At 66.9% G+C, this 18,735-nt stretch carries 20 protein-coding genes; 16 read left to right on the top strand and 4 right to left on the bottom strand.

Annotated features, from left to right (window positions below; all coding sequences use genetic code 11):
• Positions 1-19 precede the first annotated feature (19 nt).
• The 5 genes from ACR5MH_RS13545 (at position 20) to ACR5MH_RS13525 (ending at position 4,925) form a co-directional block, all read left to right on the top strand.
• Positions 20-1,378, top strand: coding sequence for an ABC transporter substrate-binding protein (locus ACR5MH_RS13545; RefSeq protein WP_431347674.1), 1,359 nt, complete (start codon positions 20-22; stop codon positions 1,376-1,378).
• A gap of 172 nt (positions 1,379-1,550) precedes the next feature.
• Entirely contained in the window at positions 1,551-2,021 is a 471-nt protein-coding gene (locus tag ACR5MH_RS13540; RefSeq protein WP_433861852.1) for a carbohydrate ABC transporter permease, read from the top strand.
• Positions 2,003-2,428 carry a carbohydrate ABC transporter permease gene (locus ACR5MH_RS13535; protein ID WP_433861851.1) on the top strand — a complete coding sequence of 142 codons (426 nt, stop codon included), beginning with the start codon at positions 2,003-2,005 and terminating at the stop codon, positions 2,426-2,428. Before ACR5MH_RS13540 ends, ACR5MH_RS13535 begins: the two co-directional genes overlap by 19 nt.
• Positions 2,425-3,345 carry a carbohydrate ABC transporter permease gene (locus ACR5MH_RS13530; RefSeq protein WP_431347672.1) on the top strand — a complete coding sequence of 307 codons (921 nt, stop codon included), beginning with the start codon at positions 2,425-2,427 and terminating at the stop codon, positions 3,343-3,345. The genes ACR5MH_RS13535 and ACR5MH_RS13530 overlap by 4 nt, the downstream gene beginning before the upstream one ends.
• A 68-nt stretch (positions 3,346-3,413) precedes the next feature.
• Entirely contained in the window at positions 3,414-4,925 is a 1,512-nt protein-coding gene (locus ACR5MH_RS13525) for an alpha-N-arabinofuranosidase (RefSeq protein WP_431347671.1), read from the top strand.
• Positions 4,926-5,031: 106 nt separating this feature from the next.
• On the opposite strand, the gene ACR5MH_RS13520 is transcribed toward ACR5MH_RS13525, so the two are convergent.
• The gene (locus ACR5MH_RS13520) at positions 5,032-6,060 is read right to left on the bottom strand and encodes a LacI family DNA-binding transcriptional regulator (protein ID WP_431347670.1); all 1,029 of its coding nucleotides are present in this window, start codon (positions 6,058-6,060) and stop codon (positions 5,032-5,034) included.
• 159 nt (positions 6,061-6,219) lie between these two features.
• Here ACR5MH_RS13520 and ACR5MH_RS13515 point away from each other — a divergent pair, with 159 nt between their 5' ends.
• The 10 genes from ACR5MH_RS13515 (at position 6,220) to ACR5MH_RS13470 (ending at position 15,587) form a co-directional block, all read left to right on the top strand.
• On the top strand, positions 6,220-7,512 hold the full coding sequence (locus ACR5MH_RS13515) for a sugar ABC transporter substrate-binding protein (protein ID WP_431347669.1): 1,293 nt from the start codon (positions 6,220-6,222) through the stop codon (positions 7,510-7,512).
• Between the two features lie 19 nt (positions 7,513-7,531).
• Positions 7,532-8,473 (top strand): carbohydrate ABC transporter permease, encoded by a 942-nt coding sequence (locus tag ACR5MH_RS13510; protein ID WP_431347668.1) that lies wholly within the window; start codon positions 7,532-7,534, stop codon positions 8,471-8,473.
• Complete coding sequence (locus ACR5MH_RS13505) at positions 8,473-9,369, top strand: carbohydrate ABC transporter permease (RefSeq protein WP_431347667.1); 897 nt, start codon at positions 8,473-8,475, stop codon at positions 9,367-9,369. Before ACR5MH_RS13510 ends, ACR5MH_RS13505 begins: the two co-directional genes overlap by 1 nt.
• Before the next feature lie 14 nt (positions 9,370-9,383).
• Complete coding sequence (locus ACR5MH_RS13500; RefSeq protein ID WP_433861849.1) at positions 9,384-11,132, top strand: glycoside hydrolase family 127 protein; 1,749 nt, start codon at positions 9,384-9,386, stop codon at positions 11,130-11,132.
• Complete coding sequence (locus ACR5MH_RS13495; protein ID WP_433861848.1) at positions 11,030-11,293, top strand: hypothetical protein; 264 nt, start codon at positions 11,030-11,032, stop codon at positions 11,291-11,293. The genes ACR5MH_RS13500 and ACR5MH_RS13495 overlap by 103 nt, the downstream gene beginning before the upstream one ends.
• Positions 11,284-12,273, top strand: coding sequence for an NAD-dependent epimerase/dehydratase family protein (locus tag ACR5MH_RS13490; RefSeq protein ID WP_431349417.1), 990 nt, complete (start codon positions 11,284-11,286; stop codon positions 12,271-12,273). Before ACR5MH_RS13495 ends, ACR5MH_RS13490 begins: the two co-directional genes overlap by 10 nt.
• A 249-nt stretch (positions 12,274-12,522) precedes the next feature.
• Complete coding sequence (locus tag ACR5MH_RS13485; RefSeq protein WP_431347665.1) at positions 12,523-13,536, top strand: NADP-dependent oxidoreductase; 1,014 nt, start codon at positions 12,523-12,525, stop codon at positions 13,534-13,536.
• A gap of 54 nt (positions 13,537-13,590) precedes the next feature.
• A complete protein-coding gene (locus ACR5MH_RS13480; RefSeq protein WP_431347664.1) occupies positions 13,591-14,445 on the top strand; it encodes an alpha/beta fold hydrolase in 855 nt (284 codons plus the stop codon).
• A 55-nt stretch (positions 14,446-14,500) separates the two neighbouring features.
• Positions 14,501-15,142 (top strand): TetR/AcrR family transcriptional regulator, encoded by a 642-nt coding sequence (locus ACR5MH_RS13475; RefSeq protein WP_433861847.1) that lies wholly within the window; start codon positions 14,501-14,503, stop codon positions 15,140-15,142.
• Positions 15,143-15,194: 52 nt separating this feature from the next.
• Positions 15,195-15,587 (top strand): SHOCT domain-containing protein, encoded by a 393-nt coding sequence (locus tag ACR5MH_RS13470; protein ID WP_433861846.1) that lies wholly within the window; start codon positions 15,195-15,197, stop codon positions 15,585-15,587.
• A 69-nt stretch (positions 15,588-15,656) separates the two neighbouring features.
• On the opposite strand, the gene ACR5MH_RS13465 is transcribed toward ACR5MH_RS13470, so the two are convergent.
• The 3 genes from ACR5MH_RS13465 to ACR5MH_RS13455 form a co-directional block, all read right to left on the bottom strand.
• Positions 15,657-15,977: a hypothetical protein gene (locus ACR5MH_RS13465; protein WP_433861845.1), complete on the bottom strand. Its 321-nt coding sequence runs from the start codon at positions 15,975-15,977 to the stop codon at positions 15,657-15,659.
• Positions 15,978-16,325: 348 nt separating this feature from the next.
• Positions 16,326-17,420 carry a fatty acid desaturase family protein gene (locus tag ACR5MH_RS13460; RefSeq protein WP_433861844.1) on the bottom strand — a complete coding sequence of 365 codons (1,095 nt, stop codon included), beginning with the start codon at positions 17,418-17,420 and terminating at the stop codon, positions 16,326-16,328.
• A 148-nt stretch (positions 17,421-17,568) separates the two neighbouring features.
• Positions 17,569-17,775 carry a cold-shock protein gene (locus tag ACR5MH_RS13455; RefSeq protein ID WP_369961448.1) on the bottom strand — a complete coding sequence of 69 codons (207 nt, stop codon included), beginning with the start codon at positions 17,773-17,775 and terminating at the stop codon, positions 17,569-17,571.
• Between the two features lie 498 nt (positions 17,776-18,273).
• Between ACR5MH_RS13455 and ACR5MH_RS13450 the strand changes: the two genes are divergently transcribed.
• A complete protein-coding gene (locus tag ACR5MH_RS13450; RefSeq protein ID WP_431347660.1) occupies positions 18,274-18,702 on the top strand; it encodes a hypothetical protein in 429 nt (142 codons plus the stop codon).
• Positions 18,703-18,735 lie beyond the last annotated feature (33 nt).

The raw sequence follows: 18,735 nt of genomic DNA, 5'->3' as shown, positions 1-18,735 counted from the left end.
GAAGTACGAAAGGAACACAGTGAGGAAGAAAGCATTGGCGGCAGCGGTCTCCGCTATCGCACTGGCCGTGGCGCTGGCGGGATGCACCTCCGGAGGAGGTGCATCGGCGGACAAGGCCAGCAACCCCAAGCTCACGAACTGCAGCAACAAGATGATGAACGACGCACCCCAGGTGTCGGTCTGGGCGTGGTACCCCAACATGGCCAAGGTGGTCGACAACTTCAACAAGGCGCATAAGGACGTCCAGGTCTGCTGGACCGTCGCGGGCCAGGGCGCTCCGGAGTATGCCAAGTTCCAGACCGCCATCTCGGCCGGCAAAGGCGCACCCGACGTCATCATGCTCGAAGCCGACCAGCTCACCGGGTTCGAGATCCAGAAGGCATTGGTCGATCTCGCGCCGTATGGCGCGAACGATGTGAAGAAGAACTTCAGCGCCGGCGCCTGGAAGGACGTCTCGCAGGGCTCATCGGTCTACGCGATCCCCGTCGACGGCGGTCCGATGGCGATGATCTACCGCAAGGACATCTTCGACAAGTACGGCATCACCCCGCCGAAGACCTGGGCCGAATACGAGCAGGCCGCGCAGAAGGTCAAGGACGCTGGAGGGCCCCTCTTCGGCGACCTCGGCAGCAACGTCCCGGCGGCGATCACGGCCCTCATGGCGCAGAAGGGCGCGAAGCCGTTCACGTACAACCTGGCTGACTCGAAGAACATCTCGATCAACCTGGACGACCAGGCCACGAAGGATGTGCTGAACTACTGGGCCGGGCTGGTGAAGAAGGGACTCGTCGGAACTCAGGACCAGTTCACGACCGACTACATCTCGGGCGTCGTGGGCGGCAAGTATGCCACCTACGTCTCCGCGGCGTGGGCACCGGGTTACCTGACGGGTGCCGGGGTCGGGAAGGGTGCTGAAAAGGGACAGTTCGCTGTTGCGCCGCTCCCCCAGTGGAACGACGGAGACGGCGTGTCGGTCAACTGGGGCGGATCCACGTTCGCAGTCACCTCGCAGGCCACCAACGTGAAGCTGGCCGCCGAGGTGGCCAAGGGCCTTTACGCGGACGACGCTTCGCTGACGGACGGCTGGAAGACGCAGACGATCTTCCCGCTGAACCAGGGCGTCCTGAAGTCAGATGCTTTCGTCAACAACCCCGTCGACTTCTTCAACGGCCAGCAGGCGAACAAAGAGGTCTACGTCCCGGCTGAGAACGCGTACAAGGGCTTCGACTACAGCCCGTTCTCCGTCTATTACTATGCCCAACTCCAAGCGCAAATCGTGAAGATCAACGCCGGCAAGACGACGGGTGACCAGGCCGCGACCGACCTGCAGAACACGATCGTCAAGTACGCGAAGAGTCAGGGCTTCACCGTCAAGTGAGTCCGTCCCCGATGCGGTCGGGTTTCAAAGACCCGGCCGCATCGCGGCGCTCCAGAACGACCGCGGGTAATACCAGCAACGAGGCAGGGAGATCATGTCAGCAACGACCACGGCGCAACGAGGCGCGGCCAGCGGTCGCGGTAGTCGTCGGCACACGTCAGGCAGCGAGCGGATGCTCGCGCGACGCGGGAGGACCGGCTGGGTCTTCATCGCACCGTTCGTCGTCGTATTCGTCGTGTTCCTCGTCGCCCCGCTCGCGTACGCGTTCTATCTGAGCCTCTATACCAAAGGCCTCGCGACCGGAACGACCTTCGCCGGCATCGACAACTACGTGAAAGCGTTCACCGACCCGTCGTTCCTCAAGGGCGTCTGGTTCGTCGTGCGGTTTTCGCTCGTGCTCATACCGTTGCAGATGCTGGTCTCGCTGATCGCCGCCCTCCTACTGGATGCGCTCACGACCCGGCTCGCCAGGTTCTCGCGGCTGATGATCTTCCTGCCGTACGCCATTCCAGCTGTCATCGGCGCACTGATGTGGGGCTTCCTCTACAGCCCCACCTTCGGGCCGCTTCAACAGCTTTTTCGCTGTTCCACGCACAAGCGCCGTTCCTGCTCAGCCAGGACAACGTGTTCTACGGACTGCTGAACGTGGTCACCTGGCAGTGGGCCGGCTACTACATGATCATCATCTTTGCTGCGCTGCAGGGTATCGACCCGTCCATCTATGAGGCCGCCAAGATCGATGGCGCCAATTCGTGGCAAGTGGCGTTGCGGATCAAGGTGCCGCTGGTCTCGTCGGCCCTCGTACTCATCCTGGTGTTCGCGCTCATCGGGACATTGCAGTTCTTCACAGAGCCGCAGGTGCTCGCTCCGGTAGCGAACGGCACGATCACGCCCGACTTCACCCCCAACATCTACGCTTTCAACCTTGCGTTCTCGTACGCCCAGTTCAACTACGCCTCGGCGATCTCGTTCGCACTCGGCATCGTCGTGTTCATCGCGGTCTACATCTTCATGTTCGCCACCCGCAAGCGAGGGAGCCTGCTCAAATGACCACCACCCGCTCGGAAGCTCCCACGATCGTCAGCGGTACGCGCACTCTCGAGCGCGCCGGTCGTCGCGGCCCGCGCCGCAACGTGATCGCGCACCTCTTCCTTCTGGTGCTCGTCGTCTACTTCCTCATCCCGATCTGGTGGCTCTTCGTGGCCAGCACCAAGGATGCGAGTGGACTGTTCTCCGGCTCCGGCGCCCTCTGGTTCGGTAAAGACTTCAACCTCTTCGCCAACCTGCAGGATCTATTCACGTACAACGGCGGTGAATACCTGCAGTGGCTGGGCAACTCCGTGCTCTACGCCGTCAGCGGTGGAGTCGGCGCGACCATAATCGCCGTCCTGGCGGGCTATGGGTTCGCCAAGTACAAGTTCCGGGGCCGCAACTTCACTTTCGCTCTGCTGCTCGGATCCGTCATGGTCCCGCTTACTGCGTTGGTGATTCCCACCTTCGTGCTGCTCTCGACCATCGGACTCACCGATACGGTCTGGGCCGTCATCCTGCCCTCGTTGCTGAGTCCGTTCGGGGTGTACCTGATGCGCGTGTACACGGCGGATGCCGTACCCGATGAGCTGCTGGACGCGGCGCGCGTCGACGGTGCCGGCGAGTACCGCACGTTCTTCACGGTCGCGCTGCCGTTGATGCGCCCGGCGCTTATTACGGTCCTGCTGCTTTCGGTGGTGGGGACCTGGAACAACTACTTCCTGCCGTTGGCGATGCTCTCCACCTCCAAGCTGTTCCCCATCACGGTGGGCCTCGGGCTGTGGTCGCAACTCGCGAACTCCAACAATGGCGGCGGCCACTCGCTGTGGGGGCTGATCATCGTCGGCGCGCTGGTCTCGATCATCCCGCTGATCATCGCCTTCCTCACCCTCCAGAAGTACTGGCAAGGCGGTCTCTCACTCGGCAGCCTCAAGTAGCCGCCGACATCACTGAACCGCTCCGTAGACGAATCTCAATACTCACCCTCGACACTCGAAAGCAGAACATGGTTACCGCCCGCCTCACGATCGACCCGTACTTCACCGTCGGCCCCATCAACCCGCGACTCTTCGGCTCGTTCGTCGAGCACCTCGGCCGGTGCGTCTACGACGGGATCTACGAGCCAGGGCATCCGACGGCCGACGCCGAGGGCTTCCGCACGGACGTGATCGAGCTGGTGAAGGAACTCGGCGTCTCGACCATCCGGTACCCCGGCGGCAACTTCGTCTCCGGCTTCCGCTGGGAGGACAGCGTCGGTCCGCGGGAGAGCCGACCGCGGCGCTTGGACCTGGCATGGCACTCGACCGAGACCAACGAGGTCGGGCTGCACGAGTTCTCGTCGTGGCTGGACAAGGTAGGGAGCGAGCTGATGCTCGCGGTCAACCTCGGAACGCGCGGCACCCTCGAAGCGATCGACCTGCTCGAGTACACGAACATTGCCTCCGGAACCGCCCTCAGCGACCAGCGCATCGCGAACGGCCGCACCGACGCGTTCGGCGTCTCGATGTGGTGTCTCGGCAACGAGATGGACGGGCCGTGGCAGCTCGGTCACCGCTCCGCCGACGACTACGGCAAGCTCGCGTCCCAGACCGCCAAGGGCATGCGTCAGCTGGATCCGTCACTCGAGCTGGTCGTGTGTGGGTCGTCGAGCGCCCACATGCCGACCTTCGGAGAGTGGGAACGCGTCGTCCTCGGCCACACCTATGACGACGTCGACTACATCTCGTGCCACGCGTACTACGAGGAGAAGAATGGCGATCTCGGAAGCTTCCTGGCGTCTGCCGTTGACATGGACCACTTCATCGAGTCGGTCGTCGCCACCGCCGACCATGTGAAGGCCGTCAAGGGCAGTGACAAGACGATCAACATCTCCTTCGACGAGTGGAACGTCTGGTACATCGATCGGTATCACGGCGTCGACAAGGTGGAGGGCATCGACAACTGGCCCGTCGCTCCACGCCTACTCGAGGATGCGTACTCGGTGGCGGACGCTGTGGTGTTCGGCAACTTGCTCATCTCTTTGCTGAAGCACGCGGACCGCGTGACGAGCGCTTCCCTCGCCCAGTTGGTGAACGTGATCGCTCCGATCATGACCGAGCCGGGCGGCCCGGCATGGCGGCAGACCACGTTCTTCCCGTTCGCCGTGACGTCGCGGCTGGCCAAGGGATCGGCCCTCCAGACGAAGCTGACCAGCGACACCTACAGCACCGAGGTCTACGGCGAGGTCCCGCTGGTCGATGCCGTGGCCACCCACGACGAGGCGACCGGCCGCACCGCCGTCTTCCTGGTGAACCGCAGCCAGACCGAGGAGGCCACCGTCACGATCGACCTGACCGCACTCGACGGAGTGTCCGTGCTCTCCGCACGGACTCTGTCCGACGCCGACACCTCGGCGAAGAACACGCTCGAGGAGCAGACCCGGGTCGGCCTCACGGACATCGCGAACGTCATCACGTCGGACGCCACGGTCACAATCACTGTCCCGCCCGTCTCCTGGACTGCTCTGGAACTGGGCTGATCGCTTCCGCCAGCCGTGCCGGTTGAACGACGGTGTCGCGGAGACAGTCCGCAGCCGGTACGGCCCCGGCTGCAACGTCGACGGCGGCAAATCCGAAGTATCCCGGTCACGCCTCCCGTGCTGTGGAGGCACGCACCACGAGGCGACACGGCAACGACTCGACGCCGGACTGCGTGTCGCCGTCGATGGCCGCGAAGAGCCGCTGGGCCGCGCGGCGGCCGAGCTCTTCGAGGTTCATGTCGACGGAGGTGAGTTGCGGCCGGGACTCGGTGGTGATGATCTCCCAGTTGTCGAAGCCCATGACAGCCACGTCGGTCGGCACTGAGATGCCTTTTTCGCGGAGGATGTCGAGGGCGCCGCGGGCGATCTGATCGTTGCCGCAGATGATGGCGTCGAGCTCAGGGTGCTGGTCCAGGAGGGCGAGCGTCGCGGTGCGGCCCCACGCCTCCGACCAGCTGCCGTAGATGGCGTCGCCGGCGACGAGGTCGAGGCCCGCGGCGAGCAGGGTCTCGCTGATCCCGGCCGCCCGGTCACGGGCAGCGACGAATCCGCGTTCACCGGTGATGTGCGCGATCCGGCGACGGCCGGTGGAGATCAGGTGTTGGGCGGCGAGTACGCCGGCGCCGACATTGTCGGGCACCAGGGAGAGGTCGTCGGGGTCCTCAGATGGGCCGTAGACGTAGATGACCGGGACCGGCAGGTCGCGGCCGAGGGAGGGCCGCGGGTCGGTGTCGGCGGCCAGCACGATGAGCCCGTCGACCTGGCGACTGAGCAGCGCTTGCAGGTGGTACTGCATGCGGATCGCGTCGCCGCGGGCGTCGCAGAGGAACACCGACATCCGGCCTGTCCCGAAGGCGTCCTCCGCTCCTGTGAGGATCGGGATGCTGAAGCGGCCGATGAGGTCGTCGGTGAGCAATCCCACGGTCCCGGTCTGGCCGGCGAGCAGGCCCTGCGCGAGCGGGTTGGGGCGGAACTTGATCTGTTGTGCCGCTTCCAACACGCGTGCTCGCGTCTCAGGGTGTACCTGCTCGCGGTTGTTGAGCGCTTTGGAAGCGGTTGCGATGGACACTCCCGAGAGAGCCGCCACATCTCTGAGGGTGGGGTGGCGCACTCGGCCCTCGTTCGTCCCGCTCATCGGTGACCTCCCGCCCGCACCCGAAACCCTTTCGGTCTGAACATCATATGTGGTTGACGACGCACGCAAAGCAATGTAGATTGCTCAAAACTCGTCACGAAAACCTTTTCGGTAAATTTCGAGGACGCGTTCTCAATCACATCCAACGAAGGATCAATGATGGCATTCAACCAAGAACGAAACCGGGCCGCCGGTCGCGGGCAGCGTGCCCGCCTGGGCCTGATCGCGGGCGCGATTGCAGCCGCTGCAGGTCTGCTCCTCGCCGGCTGCTCGGGTGGGACCGCGCCCTCCTCGGGCGGCGGCTCGAACACGCTGACGGTCTGGCACTACTTCAGCGACCCCAATCAGGTGAAGGTCATGACTGATTACGCCAGCCTGTTCGAGAAGAGCAACAAGAGCGTCACCGTCAAGAACGTTTACGTGCCGTACGACCAGATGGATCAGAAGCTGATCGCCTCGGCTGGTGCGAAGACTGGCCCGGATGTCGTCGTGTTCAACGGCGCCGACGCCAGCAACCTCGCGCTCAGCGGCGCACTGGCCCCGATGGACAGCAAGTGGTCGTCGTTCGCCGACAAGGGCCAGTTCCCGTCCTCGGTCGTCCACAAGCTGAAGGGCAAGACCTACGCCGTGCAGGGTTACGTCAACCTGCTGGGCCTCTGGTACAACAAGGACATCCTCGACGCGGCCGGGGTGAAGCCGCCGACCACGCTCGACGAGCTGGATGCGGCGATGGCGAAGGTGAAGGCGGCAGGCAAGTCCGGGATCACCCTCTCCGGCCTCCCCAACTCGCAGGGCGAGTGGCAGGCCTACCCGTGGCTGACCGCCGCCGGGTTCGACCTCGCCAAGCCCTCGACGAAGGCACTCACCGATGGCCTGTCGCGCGTGTCGGACTGGGTTTCGAAGGGCTACCTGTCGAAGGAGGCGACCACCTGGGACCAGACGGTCCCGTTCCAGAAGTTCGCCGCCGGTGATGTCGCGTTCGCCGAGAACGGCAACTGGCAGATCGGCACCGCGAAGTCGACGGCCAAGTTCAACTACGGCGTCGTACCGCTCCCGGTCGGGAGCAAGGGCAAGGTTTACCTCGGCGGCGAGGGCGAGGGCATCGGCGCGTTCAGCAAGAACCAGGACCTTGCCTGGAAGTACCTGCAGGCCACCTACTACTCGAAGGAGGGTCAGCTGATCGCGGTGAAGGACTCGGGGACGATTCCCGCCCGCGCCGACACCGCATCGGACTCCGCGGTGACCGGCGACCCGTTGATCAAGCCGTTCGCCGATTCCGTGGCCAAGCTCGGCGCGAACTACCCGGCAAATGCAGTCCCCGCGGCGAGCGTCGCCAACCAGCAGCTCGCCGGCGGCCAGGCGTGGAGTTCGGTGCTCGGTGGCGCAGCCTCGCCGTCCGACGCGGCGGCGACGTACAAGCAGCAGCTCGACCAGCTGCTCAGCGCCAAGTAGCACGCGACCGGTACCGACGATGACAACGGCACAACAATCGCCCCGCCGCACCACCCGCCTGAGCTCGTCGCCGGCGCCGATCGCACGACGGAGGAGGCGCACGCTCGACGGGCGCCTCCTCTACGTGCTCCCTGCCGCCGGCGTGCTGGCGGTGCTCGCGGCCTACCCGCTGATCCAGCTCGTCCGGATGAGCGTGAGCGCCGTCACCTCGGCGACGCTCAACACCGACTGGGCCTTCGTCGGCCTCGCCAACTTCGCCAAGAGTTGGCAGCAGGGCGACACGCCCGCGGCCCTCCTGAACACGCTGGTCTTCGTCGTGATCGTGACCGCCCTGGGACTGGCCAGCGGGTTCGCCGCGGCGGTCGCGCTCCGGGCGAACACGAAGGGGTCCGCCATCCTCCTCGGACTCATGGTCTTCGTCTGGGCACTCCCGCCCGTCGTCAACGGCAGCGTGTGGAAGTTCCTGCTCGGCGACAACGGACTGTTCAACTCGGTGCTGCACCTGTTCGGCGCCTCCTCGTTCCCGTTCCTGTACGACACCCGGTTCGCCCTGCTGTCGGTGGCGCTGGTGAACTCGTGGGCGATCATCCCCTTCAACGCGCTGGTCTACCGCGCCTCCATCTTGGGAATCCCGGAGGAGGTGTACGAGGCCGCGCAGCTCGACGGCGCCACCCCGTGGCAGGAGATCCGTCACATCATGATGGCGGCGGTCCGGCCGACGACACTCGTGCTCGCGGTGCTGACAATCGTCTACGCATTCCGGAGCTTCGACTTCATCTACGTGATGACCTACGGCGGCCCCGGCAAGGCCACCAACACCCTGCCGTTCCTCGGCTACCTGCAGGCGTTCGTCCGTTACGACTTCGGCCTCGGGTCGTCGACCGCGATCATCGCGGTCTTGTTCGTGATCGTGCTCGCCGTCGTCTATGCGCGTAGCGTGCGCAAGGAGGAGCTGGACTGATGACCACCACGCACTCCCGCGCCCCGCACCCCCGCGCCGCGGCGGCTCCGGCGGCCCGTACGGCTTCGCCGCGGCGCTCGACCCGCCGGCGCAGCCCCGTCGCGGTGCTGTCGCGCGCGCTGCTTTTCGTGATCTACGGCGTCCCCGTGCTGTGGATCGTCCTCACGTCGCTGAAGGACCCGGGCGACGTCCTCTCGGGCAAGGCCACCTTCTTCTTCCGGCCGACCCTTGCCGCGTACGCGAGCGTTCTACAGTCCGGCGGCCTATACGAGGCCCTCGGCCAGTCGTTCCTCATCGCGGCCGGCACCACCATCCTGACGCTGCTCGTCGCGATCCCGGCCGGCTACGGCCTGGCGCGGGTCGGGGGCCGGATCACAACCATCTGCCTGGCGCTCCTGATCGTCCTGCAGATGGTCCCGCAGACGGCGAACGTCATCCCGCTGTTCCAGATCTTCGGCAGCTGGGGACTGCTCGACTCGACGCTCGGAGTGATCCTCGCCGACACGGCACTGCTCATCCCGTTCGCAGTGCTGTTGCTGCGGCCGTTCTTCCGGGCCGTCCCCGAGGCGCTCGAGGAGGCCTCGGCGATCGACGGCGCCTCCACCTGGCGCACCTTCCGCTCGATCGTCCTGCCGGTGGCGCGCAACGGCGTCGCCACGGCGGCCACGCTGGTCTTCCTGCTGTCGTGGGGCGAGTTCCTCTACGCGGTGAACTTCCTGCTCACGCCGGGCAAGTACCCGCTGAGCGCTCTGCTCGCGCAGCAGGTCTCGGCCTTCGGCATCAACTGGCCGGGCCTGATGGCGCTGGCCGTACTCACTTCCATCCCGATCCTGGTGCTCTTCGCCGGCACCTACCGACTCCTGCGCGAGGGCCTCACCCTCGGCGCGGTGAAATGACTGGAGACAGCCCTGTGACCGACACCTCACTCAACCTCGACCACGGGCGGCCCGTCGCGCCCACCGTGGGAGTACTGCGCCCGCTGGGCATCCAGGACGTGCGCATCCGCGGCGGCTTCTGGGGCGACCGGCAGGAGCTCAACCACCAGGCAATGATCGAGCACTGCGAGTACTGGATCGAGCGAGCCGGCTGGGTCGCCAACTTCGACGCTGCCCGCGAAGGCAGGCTGCCGGAGGCGCGCACCGGACGCGAGTTCGCCGACTCCGACGTCTACAAGCTTCTCGAGGCAATGGCGTGGGAGATCGGCCGAACGGGCGACGAGGCGATGGATGCGCGGTTCCGCGCGATCGTCGACCGGATCGCCCCCGTACAGGAGGCGGACGGCTACCTCAACACGCACTTCGGCCGCCCCGGCCAGGCGCCGCGGTACACCGACCTCGAGTGGGGCCACGAGCTCTACTGCTACGGCCACCTCATCCAGGCCGCGATCGCCCGCGGCCGGACGACCGGCCCGGACGAGTTCGTCGAGATCGCGCGCCGCGCGGCCGACCATGTCTGTGAGGCCTTCGGGCCGGACGGCATCCCGGGCGTCTGCGGGCATCCCGAGATCGAGGTGGCGCTTGCCGAACTCGCCCGCTACACCGGGGAGGCGAAGTACCTCGAGCAGGCGCGGCTCTTCCTTGAGCGCCGCGGGCGCCGGACGCTGGCGGACATCGAGTTCGGTCGCCAGTACTTCCAGGACGACACCCCGCTTCGCGAGACCGAGGTCATGGCCGGTCATGCGGTCCGGGCGCTGTACCTGGCCGCCGGCGGTGTCGACGTCGCCGTCGAGACCGGGGACTCCGACCTGTTCGGCGCTCTCCAGACGCAGGTGGCGAACACCACGGCTCGGCGCACGTACGTGACGGGTGGCATGGGCGCGCATCACGAGGGCGAGTCGTTCGGCCTCGACTTCGAGCTGCCGCCGGACCGCGCCTACTCGGAGACGTGCGCGGGCGTCGGTTCGGTTATGGTCAACTTCCGGCTGCTTCTGGCGACGGGCGAGTCGCGGTACGCCGACGCGATCGAGCGGACCCTCTACAACGTGGTTGCGGGCTCGCCCGGCGTGGAGGGCACCTCCTTCTTCTACACGAACACCCTCTACCAGCGCGTCCCCGGCGCGACGCCGGCGGCCGACGCGCAGAGCCCCCGGGCCTCGTCGAGTCTCCGGGCGCCGTGGTTCGACGTGTCGTGTTGCCCGACCAACGTCGCCCGCACATTCTCGTCCATGGGGGCCTATGTCGCCACGACCTCGGCGGACGGCCTCCAGCTGCACCAGTTCGTGACCGGGTCCATCGGCGGAGATGTGGGCGACGGCCACGTCACGGTGAGCGTCGAGACCGCCTACCCCGACGACGGCGCCGTCACCGTCACCGTTACCGAGACGGTCGACGCCGAGTGGGAGCTCGCCGTACGCGTTCCCGGATGGGCGCACGAGGGCGCGACCCTCGTCGTCGACGGCGAGGAGCGCGCCGTCGTGCCCGGCACCGCGCGGGTGCGCCGGCGTTTCGCGGTGGGCGACACCGTCCAGCTCCGGCTCGACGTCTCGCCGCGCCTGACCTTCGCGGACCCGCGCGTCGACGCGGTCCGGGGAGCGCAGCGGTGGAGGCGGGACCGCTCGTGCTCTGCGCCGAGTCGGTCGACCTCCCCGAAGGGGCGGACGTCGAGGGACTGCGCATCGATCTCCGCGACGCCCCGCGCGTTCGTGGCGGCAGGCCGGTGATCACAGCCCGCATGGCGGCCTTCGGCGAGACCGCCTGGCCATACACTGAGGATGTCAATCGACCCGAGCTGTCGGAGCCATTCGAGGTTTCGCTCATCCCGTACCACCATCGCGCGAACCGGGGCCCGGCGACGATGAGAGTGTGGATGCCATGCGCGTAGTAGTCATTGGAGCCACCGGGCACGTCGGAAGCTTCCTCGTCCCTCGGCTCGTCCATGCCGGGCACGAGGTGGTCGCCGTCAACCGGGGGCACAGCGAGCCGTACCACTCCGACCCCGCGTGGGACGCCGTCGAGAGGGTCCACCTGGACCGAGACGCCGGCGACCGCGACGGCACCTTCGCCGAGAGCGTGGCCGCACTGGGCGCAGACGCCGTGATCGACATGGTGTGCTTCACGCCGGAGTCCGCGCAGAAGCTGGTCGACGGCCTGCGCGGCCGCGTGAAGCTTCTCGTCAGCTGCGGCACGATCTGGATCCACGGCCCGGCGACGTACGTACCCGTCGCCGAGCAGGAGGCGCGCGAGCCGTTCGGAGACTACGGGATCGGCAAGGACGCAATCGAGCGTCTCCTCCTCGCCGAGTCGGCCCGTCCCGACGGCGTGCCCTGCATCGTGCTCCACCCCGGGCACATCACCGGCCCCGGCTGGAACATGATCAACCCCGCGGGCAACCTCGATCTCGACGTCTGGCGCAAGCTCGCGACCGGTGAGGAGCTCGCCCTGCCCAACTTCGGACTGGAGACGGTGCACCACGTCCACGCCGATGATGTCGCGCAAGCGTTCGAGCTGGCGCTGACGAGCCCGGAGGCCGTGGGCCAGGGATTCCATGTAGTGTCCGATCGAGCGCTCACCCTCCGAGGCTTCGCCACTGCCGTGGCCGGCTGGTTCGGCGCTGAGCCCCGCCTGCGTTTCGAGCCCTTCGACCGCTTCGCCGAACTCGTCGGGCCGGAGAACGCCGCCACCACCTGGGAGCACATCTCACGGAGCCCGTCAGCCTCCATCGACCAGGCTCGGCGCGTGCTCGGCTATGAGCCGCAGCACACCAGCCTCCAGGCAGTTGCCCAGGCGTTGCGGTGGCTGATCGATAACGGACAGGTAGACACGGGGGATCGAATGCTCGCCGGTGAAAACTCTCGCCGGTAATGCGATCCTTCAGAGAAATCGCGGCCGGCGAACATGCGTCCGGTGGGTTCAAATCGCTCCGTCCCTGCATTCCTCGTCGTGGGCGCATAGCGCGGGCGGGATGACGCGAATGTGAAGCGGTCGAGCCGCTCTCGTTCAGCGCGGAGCCGCGAGGAGCGTGGGCGACAGCGCGTCGCGGAATAAACGCGGACGTCGGCTTCTTTTATTGAGTATGCTCAAAATAGAGCACACTCGAAAAAGAGGGATTCCATGAAAGCCGTCGTCCTCACGTCCTACACGAAGCCGGTCGTCGTCGGCGAGTTCCCCGAGCCGGTCCTGGGTCCGCGCGACGTCCTTGTCGGCGTTCAGGCCGCCGGCCTGAACCAGCTCGACGAGAAGCTTCGCGCGGGCGAATTCAGGCAGCTCGTGCCGCTCGCCCTTCCGGCAGTGCTGGGGCACGATGTGGCCGGCACGGTCCTCGAGGTCGGATCGGAGGTGCGGACCTCCCAGCCGGGCGACTCGGTGTACGGGCGCGTGCGCGACGGGCGGATCGGGACCTTCGCCGAACGCATCGCCGCCGACGAGAGCGACCTGGCCCCCGTCCCCGCCGCGCTCACGATGGCCGAAGCCGCGTCCCTGCCTCTGGTGGCGTTGACCGCGTGGCAGGCGCTCGTCGTGCGGGCGGACGTGCGGCCGGGGCAGAAGGTGCTCATCCACGCCGGAGCCGGGGGAGTGGGCTCCATCGCGATCCAGCTCGCCAAGCACCTCGGGGCCACGGTCGCCACCACAGCCGGCGCCGCGAACGCCGAGTTCGTGGCGTCGCTCGGCGCCGACGTCGTCATCGACTACCGGTCAGACGACTTCGAGCAGCAGCTCGCCGGCTACGACGTCGTCCTCGACAGCGTCGGCGGCGAGAACCTGATGAAGTCGCTGCGGATCCTGGGCCCCGGCGGTCGGGCGATCGGCATCGCGGGGCCGCCCGACCCGGCGTTCGCCCGTCAGCTCCGGCTCAACCCGGTGCTGCGTGTGGGCATCGCGGCGATCAGCCGCAACGTGCGCCGCGCCGCCCGCACGGCGGGCGTGGACTACTCCTTCCTCTGGATGTCCGCCAGCGGCGATCAGCTGCGCCAGATCTCGGCACTCGTCGAGTCCGGTGCGATCCGGCCGATCGTCGGCCGCGTGGTCTCCTTCGACGAGATCCCGGAGGCGCTCGCCGGCCTCGGCACGAGCGGCGTCCGCGGCAAGGTCGTCGCCTCCATCCCCTTCGCCGCCACCCGCCGCTGACCCCGGGCGCATCCCCAGCCGAACGACACAGAAACGGCACCGAACGGAAGCTTCATGACCACACCGAAGCCGACCATCACCTCGTACGCCGAAGCCCCGACCCGCCGCGTCACCGCGGGCGGAGGCACCTACGCGTACCGCGAATTGGGACCGGAGGGCGGCATCCCCGTCGTCTTCTTCGTCCACCTGGCAGGCACGCTCGACAACTGGGACCCGCGGATCGTGGACGCCATCGCCCGCGAACGTCGCGTCATCACCTTCGACCAGCGAGGGGTGGGCGCATCGACCGGAATCGTGCCCCGGACCATCGAAGAGGCGGCGGATGACGCCTACACCTTCATCCGTGCGCTCGGACTGGACACGATCGACGTCGTCTCGTTCTCGATGGGCGGCATGATCGCGCAGGACCTCGTGCTGAAGCATCCGGAGCTCGTCCGCCGGCTCGTCCTCACCGGCACCGGACCCCGTGGCGGCAAAGACATGGACAAGGTGGTGCTCACCACCTACCTGGACGTCGTCCGGGCCGCGGTGCGCCGCACCGACCCCAAGGAGTTCCTCTTCTTCAACCGCAACGAGACGGGAAGACGGGCCGCGAGGTCGTTCCTCGCCCGCCTCACGGAACGGACGGCCGACCGCGACACGGACATCGCGCTCACGGCGTTCAATACCCAGTTGTTCGCGATCCGGAGGTTCGGCCGTTCGAAGCCGTCCGACCTCTCCGCGATCACGCAGCCCACCCTCATCGCCAACGGAGACAACGACCGGATGGTCCCGTCGATCCTGTCCCAGGACCTCCACCGCAGGATCGCGGGTTCGCAGCTCGTCATCTACCCCGACTCCGGACACGGGGGCATCTTCCAGTACCACGAGGAGTTCGCCGCGCTGGCGGCCGCGTTCCTGCGAGAGTGAACGACCGGGGCCCGGCGGGTTATGGTGATCACCTGCCGTCCAGAGAAGGGATGAAATGACCGCCACCCCCGCCGTCCCCGGTCGGCGAGAGCGCAACAAACAGGAGAAGCTCGACCGGATCATCGCCGCGGCGGGCCGGCTCTTCGCAGAGCGCGGCGTCGACGACGTCACGACCCAGGAGGTGGCCGCGGCCGCGGACATCGGCGCGGGCACGCTCTTCTTCTACGCGCGTACCAAGGGCGAGCTGTTGCTGATGGTGCAGAACGCGCTCTACGCTGACGCGCTGCAGGATGGTCGGGACGCGGCCGAGACGCTGGACGACCCGGTGACCGCCCTCCTTGCGATCGCGGGGCCGATCATCCACTGCAACCGAACGCAGGTGGAGAACGGGCGCACGTACCTCCGCGAGATGGTCTTCGGCGACCCCGCGGAGCCGCATCATGCCACGGCGCTCGACATCGCAGCCCGGACCGAGGAGGTCATGGCCGCGACGATCGCCCGCACAGCCGGTGTCGTCCCCGAGGAGGCCGCTGTCCTTGCCCACATCGTCTCGGCGATCCTCTTCCTCGCCATGGCCACCAGCGCGGACGAACGCGACAACGAGAACATTCTGGACGATGTGCGCCGCCAGCTCACCGCCCTGATCGCGTCGACCCCCGACCAACGGGGGTTGCCGAGCGGACATTCGAGGTCGTAACTTCTGGCCACGCAGAGCGATCGTCGCTAGGCGGAGGGAATGGAGTTGCGCCATGACTTTCTGGGATTTCCTTGTCTGGTCCTTCTGGTTCTACCTCGTGATCGTCTGCATCTCGATCTTCATCCGGGTCATCATCGATGTGTTCCGCGACCCTGAACTGAACGGGTGGGCGAAAGCACTGTGGTGCATCTTCCTGGTGCTCGTGCCCTTCCTCGCCGCGTTCATCTACCTGATCGCTCGCGGTGGGAGGATGGCGCAGCGGTCGACGGAGCGTGCGATGCAAGCGCAGGCGGCCAACGCCGACTACATCCGGTCGGTGTCGGGCGGTGGCGGTGCGTCTGCGGCGACCGAGATCGAACAGGGCAAGAAGCTGCTCGACAGCGGCGCCATCACTCCGGCGGAATTCGAGGCGCTGAAGGCGAAGGCGCTGGGAACGGCCGTCTGAGGAAGTCGGGTGCGTCGCCGTCCTCCAGCGCCACACGTCAGGTTCGTGCGCGGCACGCCGTGGCTGAACTCACGCCGTCGCCAGCGCCCGCAACGGCGTGCGTTCCTCCGCTTCGATGACCAGCCCGCGCGAACTCTCCGCGGAGTCCGCGAGCTGGGCCAGCCAGTCCCGGTTGAGGGCCGGCGAGCGGGAGCCGTCGAAGTGGAAGCGCAGGTTGCTGGACGGGTGCAGCCAGATGCTGGTCCGTCCGCCGCCCACCGCGTCCGCATCTTTCCACGACATGGCGAAGCTCTGGCCGTGGCGCAGTTTGTTGACGATGACGATGTGAAGATGTGCGAGAGTTCGGTCTTCGAACTGGTACTCGTGGTTCTCGTAGCTGAGGTAGCCCATGATGTTGCCCTCCTTGGTATGTCCGGAAGGGGGCAAAGAATCGGTTGCCAATCGAGGCTTCACGTCAACCGGAGGGTGTCTTTCCAGTCTGTCCCCTGCGACCTGGGAAAGCGACCCGGACGGAGCCGATTGTCAGGCGTGCAGGATGGCGCGATCGACGATCGCGAACTGCTCGGCCTCCTCGGCCGCGGCCTCCGCTTCGGCGAGTTCGAAGAAGACGCCGAGCACCTCGGGGTGATCTCGTGCGGGACCACTACTGCGTAAACCGGGACTTCCACTCCTTCAGCGTCCTCTCATAGAACAGGCGCGTAGCCCCTTGACAGGCGGCCCGGCTGGGAGCCGGCCCGTTCACGCCCTGCGGTAGCGCTGCGCAGCGGGGCACTCGAACGGGTCGCGGGCGGCGAGCCCGACCCGGTTGAGGTAGCGGATGACGATCCGGTACGAGTTCACGAGGCCCGTCTCCGTGTAGGGGATGTCGTGGGCCGCGCAGTGCTCCCGGACCAGTTCGCGGGCTCGGCGCAGGTGCGGCCGGGGCATGCTCGGGAAGAGGTGGTGCTCGATCTGGTGGTTGAGGCCGCCCATGAAGACGCTCATCGTCCAGCCGCCGCGGATGTTGCGGGAGGTCAGCACTTGCTTGTTCAGGAAGTCCACGCGGGCTCCGGCGGGCAGCAGCGGCATGCCCTTGTGGTTGGGCGCGAAGGAGGCGCCCATGTACACGCCGAACACGGCGAGCTGGACACCGAGGAACGCGAAAGCCATCCCGACCGGCAGCATCAGGAACACGATCGTGACGTAGATCGAGAGCCGCAGCCCGATGGCGACCAGTTCGCTGCGACGGCGCTCCACCGGCCCGCGTGCGAGCAGCGACCGGATCGAGGTGATGTGGAGGTTGACTCCCTCCAGCAGGAGCAGCGGGAAGAACAGGTAGCCCTGCCGGCGGGTGATCGCGGCGAGCAGCCCCCGCTGCCGGGCGGCGTCCTCCACCGTGAACGAGATCGTGTCGAAGGCGATGTCGGGGTCTTTGCCTTCGGTGTTCGGGTTGGCGTGGTGGCGGGTGTGCTTCGTCATCCACCACTGGTAGCTCATGCCGACCAGCCAGGTCGCGATGAGCCGGCCGGCCCGGTCGTTGGTGGGACCGGAGGCGAACACCTGGCGGTGGGACGCCTCGTGGCCCAGGAACGCGAACTGGGTGAAGATCAGCCCCAGCGCGGCTGCGATGAGGAGCTGGAACCAGGAGTCGCCGAGCAGCACGAAACCGGCGGCCGCGCCGAGCAGTCCGACCGTCAGCACGGCGAACATCGTGATGTAGAAGCCGCGCCGGCGTTCGAGGAGGCCTTCGCTGCGGACCCGCCCGAGCAGCTCGTTGTAGGTGCTGGTGACCGGAGCGCGCGTCTCCGAGCGTGGCCTGGTCTTCAGGACCGGCCCGAGAGTGGATGCGGTCATGCTTTCCTCCGCTGTGTCAGGACGACTTCCCAGCCGAGGGTGTGGGCGAACGCCCGAGATACCGCAAGCGTAGGCGCGCAGGCTGAGTGTTCGTCGGTGCCCCGCTGTGGAAACGGTGCCCGGTCTCGCGACCGGGCACCGCACCAGATCAGGCCTGGCGGATGTTCGCGGCCTGGGGACCCTTGGGGCCCTGTGCGAGGTCGTATTCGACCTTCTGGTTCTCGTCGAGGTTGCGGTAGCCGCCGTTGGAGGCGATCTCGCTGTAGTGGGCGAAGACGTCGGCGCTGCCGTCATCCGGGGCAATGAAGCCGTAGCCCTTTTCCGAGTTGAACCATTTGACGGTGCCAGTGGGCATCTTTTCTTCCTTCATTATTCTTCGGGAGCCGTGAGGACGGCTCCGGTCGCCGCGCCCGAATCGGCGCGGACGGTGGTGGGCGCCGCGGCGGACGCGGTGCGGTGGGGTGCGCCGGAGGAGGGTCTCCGCCTCGGCGAGCGTGGGCGCTGTCCCGACGGCGCGGGAACGGCTGTCGAGCACCCGGAATCGCCCGTCGCGGAGCTCGGCGATGCCGCCGTACTCGTCGTCGGCGGTCGCGACCCAGACGGTGTCGTCGGCTTGGCGCCAGGTGAGTGCGGCCGGGGGCCGCGAAGTGCTGATGATGGTGAGTCCTTTCGCCTCGGAGGAGGCGGGGATGATGCCGCGGGCGACGTTGCTGCGGACGAGAAGATCGGAGTCGGTGGTAAGTGGATTCTGCGCGCCTGGTAGGAGTTCTGGAAGGCGGCCCCGCACGCGACACCCGGATGGGAAGGACCGGTTTCTGATGCGGGACCGTCTCGGTCACACGATCGGAAACGCGTGATCACGCCCGACGCAGAGGACGAATCCTCCGGTCGGCCTCCGACCACCCTACACGGCGAACCCGAAAAGGAAGCCGAAAGGTTCGAGGTGCACGGGCCGCGGCCCACGCAAGTGCTGGTAATCGAGCGCGGAACGCGTACCGTTCCGTACATCCACAAGGAGAGGCGGCGCGGCGTGCTCGTACTCTTCAGGATCGACAGAATCCTCTACCGACCGATCGAGGACGTGCGGACCAGCAAGGCCGCGATCGTCGCAGCCGCGCGCGCTGGTGGCGCGTTCGTGCCATTCCTCTCTCCCACCGGAGTCAGCGAGATCTTCATCACGGCCAGCACAGCGGTCCGGATCGAACTCGTCGATGAGGAAACGAGCGACGGGCCGTTCTCGGAAGAGCCGGACGGTTCGTCGTTCGGGTTCGGTGATCTGTGACCGGTCGATGTGGCCGCCCGCTCCCGCCGACGC

It is taken from the genome of Streptomyces sp. L7, from assembly GCF_050990935.1.
Classification (GTDB): Bacteria; Actinomycetota; Actinomycetes; order Actinomycetales; family Microbacteriaceae; genus Leifsonia.
This window is presented reverse-complemented; position numbering and strand designations above follow the sequence as displayed.

Coding starts and splice junctions, on each gene's coding strand:
- ACR5MH_RS13540 (WP_433861852.1), top strand. CDS start 1,551: ATGCTCGCGCGACGCGGGAGGACCGGCTGGGTCTTCATCGCACCGTTC.
- ACR5MH_RS13530 (WP_431347672.1), top strand. CDS start 2,425: ATGACCACCACCCGCTCGGAAGCTCCCACGATCGTCAGCGGTACGCGC.
- ACR5MH_RS13525 (WP_431347671.1), top strand. CDS start 3,414: ATGGTTACCGCCCGCCTCACGATCGACCCGTACTTCACCGTCGGCCCC.
- ACR5MH_RS13520 (WP_431347670.1), bottom strand. CDS start 6,060: ATGAGCGGGACGAACGAGGGCCGAGTGCGCCACCCCACCCTCAGAGAT.
- ACR5MH_RS13515 (WP_431347669.1), top strand. CDS start 6,220: ATGGCATTCAACCAAGAACGAAACCGGGCCGCCGGTCGCGGGCAGCGT.
- ACR5MH_RS13510 (WP_431347668.1), top strand. CDS start 7,532: ATGACAACGGCACAACAATCGCCCCGCCGCACCACCCGCCTGAGCTCG.
- ACR5MH_RS13505 (WP_431347667.1), top strand. CDS start 8,473: ATGACCACCACGCACTCCCGCGCCCCGCACCCCCGCGCCGCGGCGGCT.
- ACR5MH_RS13490 (WP_431349417.1), top strand. CDS start 11,284: ATGCGCGTAGTAGTCATTGGAGCCACCGGGCACGTCGGAAGCTTCCTC.
- ACR5MH_RS13485 (WP_431347665.1), top strand. CDS start 12,523: ATGAAAGCCGTCGTCCTCACGTCCTACACGAAGCCGGTCGTCGTCGGC.
- ACR5MH_RS13480 (WP_431347664.1), top strand. CDS start 13,591: ATGACCACACCGAAGCCGACCATCACCTCGTACGCCGAAGCCCCGACC.
- ACR5MH_RS13475 (WP_433861847.1), top strand. CDS start 14,501: ATGACCGCCACCCCCGCCGTCCCCGGTCGGCGAGAGCGCAACAAACAG.
- ACR5MH_RS13470 (WP_433861846.1), top strand. CDS start 15,195: ATGACTTTCTGGGATTTCCTTGTCTGGTCCTTCTGGTTCTACCTCGTG.
- ACR5MH_RS13465 (WP_433861845.1), bottom strand. CDS start 15,977: ATGGGCTACCTCAGCTACGAGAACCACGAGTACCAGTTCGAAGACCGA.
- ACR5MH_RS13460 (WP_433861844.1), bottom strand. CDS start 17,420: ATGACCGCATCCACTCTCGGGCCGGTCCTGAAGACCAGGCCACGCTCG.
- ACR5MH_RS13455 (WP_369961448.1), bottom strand. CDS start 17,775: ATGCCCACTGGCACCGTCAAATGGTTCAACTCGGAAAAGGGCTACGGC.